The organism is Streptomyces sp. VRA16 Mangrove soil (assembly GCF_017377775.1).
GTDB lineage: Bacteria > Actinomycetota > Actinomycetes > Streptomycetales > Streptomycetaceae > Streptomyces.
In genome coordinates this window covers 465,105-478,080 of sequence record NZ_JAFVLN010000004.1, presented here as the reverse complement: position 1 = coordinate 478,080, position 12,976 = coordinate 465,105, and the positions used below count along the sequence as shown (strand labels likewise).

The following is a 12,976-nucleotide window of genomic DNA, read 5'->3' as shown; positions in this document are numbered from 1 at the left end:
CGGCTGAGCGGCCGACCACCACCATGTGCCTGAGGGGCGCTTCGTCCGGACCGGAATCAGTGCTCACGGCATGATCGGTCGGGACGAGGAGCTGAAGGTCCTGCACGGCCTGCTCTCGAGCACGGTGGCAGGCAAGGGCGACGCGCTACTGGTCCGCGGAGACCCCGGTGTCGGCAAATCCTCTCTGCTGCGCACGTTCGGTTCCCATGCTTCTGACCAGGGGGTCAGAGTCCTTCGCACCTCCGGCGTCGAGACTGAGCAGTGGCTGCCGTTCGCCGCGCTGCACCTGCTGCTCCAACCGGTTCTCGGCGGAGCCGACGCCTTGCCGGCCCCGTACCAGAAGGCACTCGGTGGCGCCTTCGGGGCCAGTGACGGGGAACCCGAAATCTATCGAGTCGGGATGGCGGTGCTCGAGCTGCTCGCCGACGCCGCCGACCGCCAGCCCCTCCTGCTGCTCGTCGATGATCTCCAGTGGGTCGACTCCTCGAGCCGTGACGTGCTCGGATTCGTGGCCCGGCGTACCCGGGACCTCCCCATCCTCATGATCGGCGCGGCACGAACCTCGTCACCGGGCACGTACACCCTGGGGACTCACGCCGAACTCGTTCTGGAGCCCCTCTCCCCGGCCGCAGCGGCCGAACTGCTCGACGCCGACGCCCCGGGCCTGGCGGACGCGGTGCGGGCCCGCATCCTGGAGCGCGCCGCCGGCAATCCTCTCGCGCTCGTCGAACTGCCGAGGGCGGCGCAGGGCATGTCACCCCGGCTCGACGATCTGCCCCTGACCCAGCGACTGGAGACCGCGTTCGCCTCCCGCACCGACTCGCTCACCCGCGAGTGCAGGACGTTCCTCCTGGTCCTGGCGGCGGAGCCCACCGCACCACTGAACCAGCTCCTCGACGTGGCAAGTCGTCTCGCGGGCTCGGAAGTCTCCGTGTACGCCCTGCAGGAGGCCGTCGACGCGGGACTGGTGGTTCTGACCGGTCGCACACCGGAGTTCCGGCACCCCTTGATGCGCTCCGCGATCTACACCCGGGCATCCGTCGCCGACCGGTTGTCCACCCACCAGGCCCTGGCCGAGACGCTGGAGGGATCACCTGGGCGGCGGCTCGTCCACCTTGCCGCTGCCACGCTCGGTCCGGACGACGAACTGGCCTGCCAGCTGGAGCGGTTCGCCGACGACGCCCAGAAGCGGGGGCAACTGGCCGCGGCCGTACCGGCCCTGCGCCAGGCCGGAGAGCTGGTGCGCGATGCACGCCGCCAGACCGGCCTCCTGGTCCGTGCGGCCGAGCTGGCCAGCGAGATCAACGACCGTGTCCAGGCCCAGATCCTGCTCGACAGAGCTGACCTGGCGGAGTTGGGCCCCACGGAGCGGGCTCGCCTCATGCTGGTCTCCGACAAGGCCGCGTTCGAGCCCGATGAGCCGCAACGCCGCATTCAGGACATGATCGACGCGGCAGCGGGGGCGTTCGACGTCGGCAGTACGAACGTCGCGGAGAACCTGCTGTGGCGTGCGGCCGCCCGATGCTTCTTCCAGGACGGTGACGCACGCGTGCGTGCCCAGGCCGCCGCCGAACTGGACCGGTGGAAGCCCGACCCGGACGCCCCCCACGTCCTGACGGTACGGGCCTACACGGAACCGTACCGCCATGGGACCGACCTGATCGCACGGCTCGAAAAGCTGGAGCCGGACCGTGAGGACGGTCGGCTGCTGCACTACCTCGGCAGCGGTTCGATGGTCATCGGTGACATTGGCCGTGCCACGCGTCATCTGGCTCAGGCGGCTGCCGTGTGGCGGTCGCAGGGCCGCCTCGGGCTGCTCGCGCGATCCCTGGCGGGATCGTGGCCACGTCTGTACCTCGGGCAGCTGGCCCAGGCACGGGAAGAGGCCGCGGAAGGGATCGCCCTCGCCGAGGAGACGGGGGAGTGGATCGTCTGGCTCGGCCTCAAGGCCACGTCGGCGCTCGCGGCGGTGCTGCGGGGAGAACACGAAGCCGCAGCTCGGACGGTCCGGGAGCTGAGAGCGCACAGCCTCTTCCCCGTCATGCCCTTCGCGAGCGTCATGACACAGCAGGTCGACGGCCTCCTCGCCCTGTTCGACGGCAGCGCCGTGGAGGCGTACGACATTCTCGCGCGTACGTTCGACAAGTCCGACCCGCACTACCACTCGACCAGTCGCTGGCTGCTCGTCCCGGACCTGGTGGACGCGGCCGCGGCCGCGGGCCGGACCGAACAGGCGCGAGAGTTGCTGGCCGAGCTGCCGGAGCTGGCGGACCGGCTGCCCTCGGAAATGATGATCGTCGCCCGCACCTACAGTGCGGCAGTCCTCGCTCCGGACGATACCGCCGAGGAACGCTACGACTCCGCGCTGTCCGCACTGCCGGACACATGGCCCCTGTCGCGTGCCCGACTTCACCTCCAGCACGGCCGGCGACTGCGCCGACAGCGTCGGAACGTGGATGCGCGCAAGCCGCTGCGGCTCGCACGTGACGAGTTCGACCGAGTCGGTGCACAACCCTGGGCTGACATGGCTCGTGAGCAATTGCGTGCTGCGGGGGAGTCGGACGGACGTCGGCGCCCGAGCAAGGGCGAGAGCCTGACAGTCCAGGAACGGCAGATCGCCGAGTTGGCCGCGCAGGGGCTGAGCAACCGGGAAATCGGCCAGCGCCTGTTCATCTCGCACCGCACGGTCGGAGCCCACCTGTACCGGATCTACCCACGCCTGGGCATCACCAGCCGCGGCAGGCTCTCCGCAGCGCTGGCCGCGCTCGGAGACGACCAGCCGACCTCGGGCTGAGCGGGCTCCGCCCGGACGGGCGGAGCCCGGAGAGCCGACGCTCCTTCGGACTCGCCCGGCCGGGCCGGCATCACACGAAGGCGCCGCTTCCTGGCGGAGCGCCACCACCGGACGGTCGAGTTCCTCACACGTGCTGTACAGCGTGGGGGTCGTCCGGACGGCGCTGCCCTGTGCGATATCCGTGCGCGCGACCGTGAGAACACGGTGTTGCTTGAGCAGCACCGTCGCCACCCTCTGTGCCTGCGCGCAGTCCCTCATCGCAGGAAGTCGAAAGCTGGTCAGCGCTCGTGTGGGCCTGACCGGACATGACCGGTAACGCGCCTGCCGCCCCGCCGTCGCGGCGGCCGAGGCCATGGACGTGCGTCGATTCACTGCTATCCGCTGGAACCGGTCGCGGAACATCGCGAGCGAGCGTCACATGCTTCGAGCGTCCACATCGGGCACGATCGGCGCGTGCCTCACGGCCGTCACACCAGCCGTGGGTGCCACTGTCTTGCCACCCTGAGACGTACTGTTGTGGTGCTTGCCCGCGGTGATCTGTCCGCGCCACAGCCTGGCGTGCCGCGCCCTTCGTCTCTCGCGGGTCTCCGTGTGAGTCATACCGTCAACCGACTGATGACCTTCTGGCTGATCCGGACCACAGTGACTGTGATCCCCTATCGTCCAACCGGAAGGAATCGCCGTCATGAGTGGTGACCAACACAGTGTGCAGGCACAACACTCGGCCGCGCATGCTCTCCTCCCTCTCACCTTGTGCCTCAGCCAGATGACGGGTGCTCTCGAATGGGAGGACGTGCCGACAGAGTTCCGTTACGATCCCGACCACCCTCTCCTCGTGACGATCCGGTTCGCTCCCGAGGGTGCCCCGCCGGTCACCTGGCATGTCGGCCGTGACCTGCTTTACGAGGGTCTGCGCACCACGAGCGGCCTGGGGGACGTGCAGGTGTGGGCCGACGCCCCCGCGGACCGGGAGGCCGCGTGGCTCCAGATCAACGCACATGGTGGCTTCGCCATCTTCAGCCTGCCCGTCCCGGAACTGGGGGAGTGGCTCGACCGCACGTACCTGCACGTCCCGGCCGGTACGGAGTCGTCGCGGCTCGGCACCGACGCTTTCCTCTCGAAGCTGTTCGACGAACCCGAGGCCTCGGCTCGATGACCTCGGGACACTCGGCCGGGGATGTTCACCCCCCCCCGGCACTCATCGCAGGCCGAAGGCGCGGATCAGGGTCTGGCTGACGCCATTGCCCTCGATGTCCTTCGCCGTCGTCCGCAGGCTCGCGTAGCGCGCCTTCCCCGGTGCGTCGAGCCGTGCCGTCCAGCCGTCCGCCGACGGCCGTAGCGCCGGCCGGCGCCAGGTGGCGCCGTCGTCGTACGACACCTCCACGGTCGCCGTGCGGATCGCGCCGGCTCCCGCCGCGCCCTTGAGGTGCGAGGCCGTGACGGTCAGGTCCGTGCGCCGGTGGACGCGGCCCGACAGATCGGCGTCCACCGCGTAGTCGAGCTGTACCAGCGGCAACGGTGTGAGACGGGTGGGATCTGTGGTGGCCGAGGTGAAGTCCCAGACGGTGCGGCTACGGGTCGAGTACGGGCGGTCCGGGAGGTTCCGGCTGCCCTCCAGCACCAGCCGGTAGGGCTTGGGATCAGGCGACAGGCCCCCGGCCACGACGATCCGTTCGTTGACGTCCTCACCGAGCAGTTCGCCGCCCTGGTAGAGCGAGATCCGGGACGTGTCGCTGTCGGCCCAGACGACGCCCGCGTGCCCGCCGGAGTCGCCCCACGCGGTCATGACGGAGGTGCTGATGTGGTCACCGGCCCGGAAGGGGCCCTGCACACTGGTGCCGTTGTCACTGAGCAGACGTGGATGCTGGATCGGGGCGAACCAGGTCTCCCGTGTGGTGCTGCGCGGCGTGTACGAGCGCGCCACGCCCCGCTGGCCCAGGTCGGACCTGGAGGCGAAGGAGACCCACTGGACGTCGTCGTCCGCGGTGACCCACGAGGTGAGTTCACCCTGGGCCCGGACCTGGGTGGGCACGATGCCCAGCGGACGGCCGAGGAGGGAGATGTCCTGGCGGTACTCGACCGCCTGGCCCTGCGACGTGTCGCGGAACGTGTCGTCAACGCGTGCCAGCTCGGCGGCGGCGGGACGGTAGGACGGGTCCCGGGGAACCGCGCCCTCGTGGCGGCGGACGAGGTCGTAGGCGTAGCGGGGGGTGGGGTGGGAGACGACCTGAAGGGTGATGGTGCCGGTCGCGCGGAACCGGGCCAGCAGCCGCGTGCTGTCGTCGGTGCCGAGCGATGCCACCGGCAGCGGGGCGGCCTCCGGCAAATCGGCCCAGGGGTCGAACTTCCCGTACCCGTTGTTCAGGATCAGGAGCTGACGGGCCCCCGCCCTCGCCGCCGCGGCGGCCTGGTCCCTCGGGGTGACGGTGTCGCTGCGGCGGACGACCGCGACGCGGTTGCGGACCTCCACCCCGCGGAACTCGGCCACGGAGCCGTCACCCGCCCAGGCGGCCCGGTAGGCACGCGTTCCCTCGGGGAGCTGGGACGACAGGCTTTGGACCGTGACGTCGTCGAAGACCTGTGAGCCCGCGGAGAACGTCAGCGGAGGCTGGATCTGCCGCCAGCGAGTCGCGAAGTTGTACGAACCCGTCCGCACCTCGGGCGTGGGTGTGACCCACAGGCTGTCGTAGCGCCAGTACTCGGCCACGTAGCTGTCCATGAAGGGGAACAGCCCGGTGTTGCCGCGGTACTGGTCGATCCGCAGGAACTGGTTGGCAGTGGCCCGTGGTGTGAGGGCGGCCGCCTTGCGCAGGTCGTCGGCGTCGAAGGCGACCGTGCGGTCCCCGTCGAGGTCGATCTCGGGAGCGGTGAACATCGCAAAGCCCAGCGTGTGCGTGCCGTCGACGCCGGGGACGGCGGAGTTCAGCCACACCGAGTAGGTGCTCGGGGACAGCCGGAGGTCCAGGCGGCCCGAGGCGCCCACGGAGTAGACCTTCGGCGCGGTGTTGCGCTCGACGTCCTTGAGGATGACGGTTCCGGACAACGGTTTGTCGTGGCGGTCCTTCGCCCTGAGCGCCAGAGTCGCCCGACGGCCCTCCTTGTTCACCCCGACCGGGGTGCGGGCCAGCACGGCTCCGTCGGCGCCGGTGGCGACCAAGCGGGTGGCGTACGCGCCGTTGTCCTCGGCCGCGTCGAGATGTGTGATCACGCCGACGGAAGCGGTGCCGTGCGCGGGCACGGTCACCTGTGCGTCCGACAGGGTGAACAGGCCCTCGGGCAGCTCGGCGGGGCTCAGCGTGAGATCGAGCGTGACCGGGGCGGGGCCGGAGTTCGTGTAGGTGACGTCCCGGCGGACGGTCTGACCCGGGGCGTAGGGGTAGTGCGTCTGAGCGAACGCGTCACCGGACACCAGCAGCGTCGAGCGCACTGCGGCAGCGACGTCCACCCGCCCGCTGCCCGCGTCGAACGGGCTGAATCGCTGGGTGCCGGCGGTGGTGCCGACCAGCGCTTCCTTGAGCCGCTGCCCCGTCCAGAAGGCCGTGCTGTCCTACGACGAGGAGTCCGAATGGAGGCACCCGGCGCGCCGCGTTCCCGCCACTGCGGGTCCGTGCGGCGGACACACAGGGCGGCGCGGTAACCCGGATGGCGATACGGGCGACCGACCTCGGGTGAAAGGCATCATGATCAGGCGTCGTTCCGACGCGAGGAGCTGGTCCCGCGGGCAGTGAAATCCCAGCGGTGGGTGGCCTTCCTCGAAGGTCACCCACCGCTGGCGGGAGCGTCGACTGGACGGGAGCGCAGACAGTCAACGACCCCTGCCGAAGCGGGGGCCGGGACGACGCCGGAAGGGAGGGCGCGTCACCGCCGACGACGGCGACGCGTCGGCCCTTCTCGAATTGACGTCACGGGACGGATCCGCCGGTCAGACGCCGTCGTTCTCCCAGTGGTGGGTCGCCGTGGTCGCAGTGACGGCGTCCGCGTAGACGAGTGCGACGCGATGGTTGTACTGCACCGTGTACATCTTCCTTCCGCCGATGACGACCGCTCCGCTGGACGGGAAGTAGTCGTCGGTGGCCGAGGCGTCCTGGGTGGCCACGTACGCCTGTCCGGCCGGGATGGAGTACATGCTGAGCGGGCCCTGCGTGGAGGCGCCGAGACCGGCCGGATATTCGGCCTTGTCGGGATAGCTGGAGCCGTAGAGTGCCACCGGAGCGCTCCCGGCGGGCTTGATGATCTTCACTCCGTAGCGGAGACGGGTGTTGGCGCCGCCCGGGTTGTGGAACCAGACCTTCGCCCCGCTGAACCAGACGGCGGTCCAGTCCTCCCGCACCTCCGCCACCACGAACTGCTGACCGGCCTGGGCCGTGCTGCCCCAGTCGTTCACCCGGTTGGTGCCCGCAGCGGTGCCGTGGATCGCCTGGTCGCCGAAGAGCGGGGCGGTCTCGCTGGGGGCGGTGCGCAGGTAGACGAAGTTGGTCCGCTGCTGCCGTTCGGTGCAGGTGGGCGTCTGCCCGGTGGGGTCGTCGGAGGGGCACACCTGGAAGGTCTGCACGTTGTCCGTGAACGAGGGCGTGACCGCCACGACCTCACCCGGCTGGGGCACCTCGGGCAGCCCACTGACCGGAGCCCCGACCAGGTTCATGAAGTGGTTCCAGTCCCACGCGTAGCCGGGGTCCCAGTGCATGCCGGCGACCAGCGCGGAGTTCGGTCCAGCAACGTTGTCATGACCGATGAGATGCTGCCGGTCCAGGGGTACGCCGAAGCGCGCGGCCAGATACTTCACCAGGTCGGCCGTGGCCTGGTACTGCGACTCCGTGTACCAGGCGGCGCCGTGAGCGGCGTAGCCTTCGTGCTCGATCCCGATGGAGTGCAGGTTGGTCGAGTAGTTCCCGGCGTGGAAGGCGATGTCTTTGGTCGGGACCATCTGGGTGACCGCGCCGGACGACGACATGACGTAGTGAGTCGAGGCGGGATTGGTGGGGTTGGCCAGGCCCGCGACACCGGCGTCGTACGTGGACTCCAGGTCGTGAATGACGATGGTGTCGATGCGGATGCCGTTCGCGGGGCGATTGGCCACTTGGCCGCCGACCGGAGAGCCGGCGACGAAGGTGCAGTCGACCGTGGTGGGGCATTCGGTGGCGGCCGTCGTGGACGCCTTCTCCAGGTGCAGTGCGTCGATCTGCCGCCGGTCGGGGGCGACCGAAGGGCTGGCAGCCAGGCGCAGACGCTGACCGTCCTGGGTCGTGGCGGAGGCGCCGGCGCGTATCGTGCGGAAGACGCGGTCGGCGAAGCTAGCGGCTGCCTTCTCCTGCTTGGCCTGGCTGTAGCGGGCCACGGCCCCGTACCACTCGGCGGGGTCCGTGGGCGTTGTGCCGACCAGTTCCCGCTCGTACGTGGCCAGCAGCGCGGCCCCGCCCCGGATGTTCGCGGCGTCGTCCTCGCGCAGGTCCCGCGGCGACAGGCCGGACAGTTCCGCGGCCCGGTGCAGTGTGTGGAGAGCGGGGTCGGCGGCGAGGGCATCGAGGTCGGCACGGCCCGCGGCACCCGCACCGCCGCCGGCCAGCATGGCGGGGGTGACGTCGGTGAGATTCATCGGCCCGTAACCGCCGTCGGTGCTCGGCAGGCCACCGTGTCCGTCCCACGCTGATTCCTGGTGGGACAGGGCGAGCAGGACGGCGGGCGGTACGTGGTATTCGTCCGCCGCGGCGAGCAGGGCCTCCTGGCGCTTCCCCGAGGCGTCAGTCGCCGTGTCGGCCTGCGCCGCGCCCGACATGGCCAACAGACCACCGGCGACGAGTGCGCCCACCGTGACACCGACGGGCAGCAAGGCTGCCCTTCGTGGCTTGTGCAAGGTGATGCTCCTTATCAAGAAGTAACGGGCATCGAGGCGCGCCGACCAGCGGCCGTGGCAGGCCGTCGGGGCAAGGCAACTCGATGCGGGGATGACTGTAGGGCGAAGCTGGTTGTAGTGCCACGAGAATTCGCATGGTTCAACACGGTGTGGTGCCAACACGGTGTGGTGGGACCCAGTCACCAGCGGCGCCGTTCGGCGTCGTCGGGGCGGTGAGTCCCTGCCTGACCGCAAGGTCCGGCGACGCAGACCCGTCGGCGGTCCTGCCTGCCCCGCCGAGCAGTGACATGACGGTCGGACCTCCTCAGGAGGGACGGAACTCGACGACGACGCGGTAGCTGGCGGGCTCGGACGTGATGTGGAGTTTGGGGTCGTCGAACAGGCGCTTGAGCGCGGCGTGCCACTCCTGATTGCCCGTGGCCCTGTCGAGTTCGCTGCCCGAGGACCACTCGGCGATATGGACGAACCGCGTCTCCGGGGCGTCGGCCAGGGGCCGATGCAGCCGGGAGCGGATGAATCCGGGCTGCCTCGACATGATCCGCGCGTTCTCCTGGTACGCCTCGGTGAAGTAGTCGGCCTCCTCCGATGGCACGGTGTAGGTCTTGATGAGGACGACCGGGTCGGCGGTGTGCGTCTTCGATTTCAGTGAGTCGGTCATGCCCATTCGACAAGCGACGGCTCGCCCTTGTGACGAGTGGTCGAAACCTCCTCAACAGCGGATTATCCGGCCGCAGTGTCACAACTACTGCGTGTCAACGGTCTACGTGGTGACCAATAGCGCCGCCGTAGGCGCAAGTTGAGGTCTGACCCAGTTGGTCGGACAGACATGTAGGAGAACAGTGCCAGTCTTATGTGCCGCCCGAGGCGGCCGGTGACCGCGTCGGTAGAGGTGTCCGCACTCACGGTGCGCTACGGCGGGGTGAAGGCCGTGGAAGACTTCACCCTCTTCCACTCCAGCGGTGGCGTGATCGGACTGATCGGCCCCAACGGTGCCGGGAAGACAACGTTGTTGAACGCTCTCTCCGGGGTGACACCTCCGACATCCGGAACCATACGCGTGAACGGCCACGACCTGACCGGGGTCGGCCCCGTGAGCACTGCCCGCCTGGGGGTTACCAGGACCTTCCAGAACCTCCAGATCTTCAGTTCGCTGACCGTGCTGCAGAACGTGATGCTGCCGCGCACCGCTCGCAGTGTGCACCTCTCTCTCGGCCATGTCCTGGGTCTGGCCACTTCCAGGAGGCGGTTCGAGGCCGAGCGCCGATCGGCCCGTGAGCTGCTGGAACGGATAGGACTCGGGCCCTACGCACACTTCCCCGCGGGGGACTTGGCATACGGACTCCAGCGCCGGGTGGAGATTGCGAGGGCGCTGGCGGGAGACCCCGCGCTGCTGCTTCTGGACGAGCCTCTCGCGGGGCTCGCGCGCGCGGAAAGCGCCGATCTGACGGCACTGTTCAAGGACATCGCGGCGAAAGGCGTGACCGTACTGATGGTCGAGCACGATGTCGCCGGCGTCTTCGCGGTGTCGGACCGAGTGTTGGTCCTGGACCATGGCCGGCTGCTGGCGGACGGCACATCCGAGCGGATCGCGGCCGACCCCCTGGTGCGCGCCGCATACCTGGGCGAGGAGACGTGAGCGAACTGCTGCGGGCTACTGGGCTGGTGTCCGGGTACGGCCGGATCGAGGCCCTGCACGGGGTGGACGTCTCGGTGGGTGCCGGACAGGCCGTGACCGTCATCGGACCCAACGGCGCCGGAAAGTCCACGCTGCTACGAACCTTGGCGGGCCTGTCTCGTCCATGGCGGGGAACCATCGAGTTCGACGGCACGGACGTCACCCGTTGGCCGGCGGAGCAGCGGACGCGAGCGGGGCTGGTGCTCGTTCCCGAGGGTCGTCATGTGTTCACCGGGCTCACGGTCGAGGAGAACCTGCGGCTGGGTGGCTATGTGGCTGACCGGGCCGCAACCGGGCTGGACGCGGTCTACGACCTCTTTCCCGCGCTCGTCGCCCGCCGACAGCAGCCCGCGGGCACTCTGTCGGGTGGCGAACAGCAGATGGTGGCCGTCGGCCGAGGCTTGATGAGCCGTCCGAAACTGCTGCTGCTGGACGAGCCTTCGCTGGGGCTCGCCCCGCAGGCCGTCCGCGTGGTGACCGACGCGCTCGTGGAACTGGCCGGCCGCGGCACGACGCTGGTCCTGGTCGAACAGAGCGCAGGTGTCGCCTTCCGGGTGGCACAGCGCGGACACCTCATGGAGCGGGGAGAACTCGTGGCCTCGGGGCCCGTTGGCCAACTGCGCGAAGACCCCCGGGTTGTTCGGGCCTATTTGGGAGGGCCCGTCGGATGAACGTTCCCGTACCGCAGTCACTCAGGATCGGAATCCGGTAGCCACGCATGTCGCAGTTCTTCGACTTCACACTCTCCGGACTTGGGGCTGGCACCACCTACGCACTGGTCGGGCTGGGCGTCGCCCTGGTGTATCAAGTCACCGGCGTCATCAACTTCGCCCAGGGTGACTTCGTCATGCTCGGCGGGCTGGGAGCCGCGGTGTTGCACGAAGCGGGCACACCCCTGTGGGCGGCGGCCCTGACCGCGACCGCGGCCACCTCCGGCGTCGGTGCCCTGCTGGACCTCGTCGTCGTCCGGCGAGCACGCGACGCCGACAGCGAACGGTTGATCATCTTGACGATCGGCGCGTCGGTGACCCTTGAGGGCGCGGCGCTCCTCCTGTTCGGCCCGGACTCCCATTTCGTCCCGTCTTTCTCCGAGGGCCACGCGTTCGATGTGTTCGGCGCCCACGTGGTTCGGCAGTACGTGTGGTGCGGGGTGGCCACCGGGCTGGCCGTCCTGTTGATGTGGCTGTTCCTCACCAGAACCTTGTGGGGTACCGCGATGCGCGCCACGGCCATGGAACCCGAGACGGTCCGCCTCGTGGGTGTCTCGCCGGCCCGGATGAGTCTGCTGGCGTTCACCTTGGCCGCGGCGCTGGGCGCGCTGGCCGGAGTGTTCCTGGCTCCGCTCCAGCCGCCGGACGCGTCAGTGGGCATCCCCTTCGGCCTCAAGGGCTTCACCGCGGCGGTCATCGGCGGACTCGTCTCCCCGGTGGGCGCCGTGGCCGGCGGGCTGCTGGTCGGACTGGTGGAGGCGTACGCCACCGGATATCTCAGCAGCGAGTACAAGGACACGCTCACCTACGGGCTGCTGCTCGTGGTGCTGTTGCTCCGGCCCACGGGGCTGCTGCGCCGGGCTTCGGTGGTGCGGGTATGAACGCGTCGCGCCGAGTACGCACCCTGGTCGGCTCTCGTGCCGCCGGGTACGTCGTCTTCGTCGTACTGCTGCTGGGGGTGCCCGCCGTCTTCACGAGGGTGCCCTTCTACACGATGTCGGTCGCGGTGCTGGTGTGTCTGCAGGCCACGGCGGCCCTGGGCCTCGTTCCGCTCGTCGGCCGTGCCGGACAGATCTCCCTCGGGCAGGCCGCCTTCTTCGCCGTCGGCGGATACACCTCCGCGATCCTCACCGGCAGATGGCACATCAACGCCCTGCTCGCGCTGACCGCCGGGGCCGCGCTGGCCATGGCCGTGGCCTACGTCGTGGGGCTGTTCATCTTCCGGGCGCAGGGCCAGTACCTGGCACTGGCGACCCTGTCGTTCGGTCTGGTGGTCAGCTCTCTGGCCAATCAACTGCCGCTGACCGGCGCCTCGAACGGCCTCGCGGACATTCCGTCGCTGGCGCCCTTCGGGGTGGAACTGGACACCGACCTGTCGGTCTACTACCTCGTGGCCGGCGTGCTGCTGGTCGCCGTGCTGTCCGTGGACGCGCTGCTGCGGTCCCCCGTAGGGGACGCGTTGAGCGCGCTGGGTGACAGCCCCGTGGCGACGGAGGCTGCCGGGGTGTCGGCCGCCGCGCTGCGCCGGAGCGCGTTGGCGCTCGCGGCCGGGCTTGCCTCGATCGCGGGCAGTCTGTACGCCCATTGGTCGTCCTTCATGGACTCCGGTCAGGCAGGACTCCTCAGCTCCGTGCAACTGCTCGTCATCGCCTCGGTCGGTGGACTGCGCACCCCGTGGGGCGCGCCGCTCGGTGCGCTGGTGATCATCTCGTTCTCCGAGGCGTCCAAGGACTTGATCCCGAAGGTGTTCCCGTCCGCCACCGGGAACTTCGACGTCATCGTCTACGGGATCGCATTGATAGCCGTGCTGCTGTTCCTGCCCAGAGGGGTGGGTGGGGTAACGGCGGTCCGCAGGGAGCGGTCGGTTCGGAAGCGGCAGGACGGTCCTGCCCCCGCGACGACGGCTCGTACACAGGAAAGAGAGACACAGTGATCCGGACAGGTTC

At 69.5% G+C, this 12,976-nt stretch carries 9 protein-coding genes; 6 read left to right on the top strand and 3 right to left on the bottom strand.

Annotation, left to right across the window (positions count from 1 at the left end; all coding sequences use genetic code 11):
* Window positions 1–70 precede the first annotated feature (70 nt).
* Complete coding sequence (locus tag J3486_RS14410) at window positions 71–2,794, top strand: AAA family ATPase (RefSeq protein WP_207820675.1); 2,724 nt, start codon at window positions 71–73, stop codon at window positions 2,792–2,794.
* Window positions 2,795–3,560: 766 nt separating this feature from the next.
* Window positions 3,561–3,950 carry an SsgA family sporulation/cell division regulator gene (locus J3486_RS14405; RefSeq protein WP_229377986.1) on the top strand — a complete coding sequence of 130 codons (390 nt, stop codon included), beginning with the start codon at window positions 3,561–3,563 and terminating at the stop codon, window positions 3,948–3,950.
* Between the two features lie 42 nt (window positions 3,951–3,992).
* On the opposite strand, the gene J3486_RS14400 is transcribed toward J3486_RS14405, so the two are convergent.
* The 3 genes from J3486_RS14400 to J3486_RS14390 all read right to left on the bottom strand — a co-directional run bounded on the left by J3486_RS14400 (window position 3,993) and on the right by J3486_RS14390 (window position 9,303).
* Window positions 3,993–6,239, bottom strand: coding sequence for a DUF1735 domain-containing protein (locus J3486_RS14400; RefSeq protein WP_229377985.1), 2,247 nt, complete (start codon window positions 6,237–6,239; stop codon window positions 3,993–3,995).
* Between the two features lie 477 nt (window positions 6,240–6,716).
* The gene (locus J3486_RS14395; protein WP_207820673.1) at window positions 6,717–8,645 is read right to left on the bottom strand and encodes an N-acetylmuramoyl-L-alanine amidase; all 1,929 of its coding nucleotides are present in this window, start codon (window positions 8,643–8,645) and stop codon (window positions 6,717–6,719) included.
* A 304-nt stretch (window positions 8,646–8,949) separates the two neighbouring features.
* A complete protein-coding gene (locus J3486_RS14390; protein WP_207820672.1) occupies window positions 8,950–9,303 on the bottom strand; it encodes an antibiotic biosynthesis monooxygenase family protein in 354 nt (117 codons plus the stop codon).
* A gap of 213 nt (window positions 9,304–9,516) precedes the next feature.
* Here J3486_RS14390 and J3486_RS14385 point away from each other — a divergent pair, with 213 nt between their 5' ends.
* From J3486_RS14385 to J3486_RS14370, 4 genes are read left to right on the top strand one after another with little or no spacing between them, the layout of a single operon-like run.
* On the top strand, window positions 9,517–10,281 hold the full coding sequence (locus J3486_RS14385) for an ABC transporter ATP-binding protein (RefSeq protein ID WP_307804812.1): 765 nt from the start codon (window positions 9,517–9,519) through the stop codon (window positions 10,279–10,281).
* Complete coding sequence (locus J3486_RS14380; protein ID WP_207820670.1) at window positions 10,278–10,991, top strand: ABC transporter ATP-binding protein; 714 nt, start codon at window positions 10,278–10,280, stop codon at window positions 10,989–10,991. Before J3486_RS14385 ends, J3486_RS14380 begins: the two co-directional genes overlap by 4 nt.
* Window positions 10,992–11,038: 47 nt before the next feature.
* Window positions 11,039–11,911 carry a branched-chain amino acid ABC transporter permease gene (locus J3486_RS14375; RefSeq protein ID WP_207820669.1) on the top strand — a complete coding sequence of 291 codons (873 nt, stop codon included), beginning with the start codon at window positions 11,039–11,041 and terminating at the stop codon, window positions 11,909–11,911.
* Window positions 11,908–12,963 carry a branched-chain amino acid ABC transporter permease gene (locus tag J3486_RS14370; protein WP_207820668.1) on the top strand — a complete coding sequence of 352 codons (1,056 nt, stop codon included), beginning with the start codon at window positions 11,908–11,910 and terminating at the stop codon, window positions 12,961–12,963. Before J3486_RS14375 ends, J3486_RS14370 begins: the two co-directional genes overlap by 4 nt.
* The last annotated feature ends 13 nt before the right edge of the window (window positions 12,964–12,976 follow it).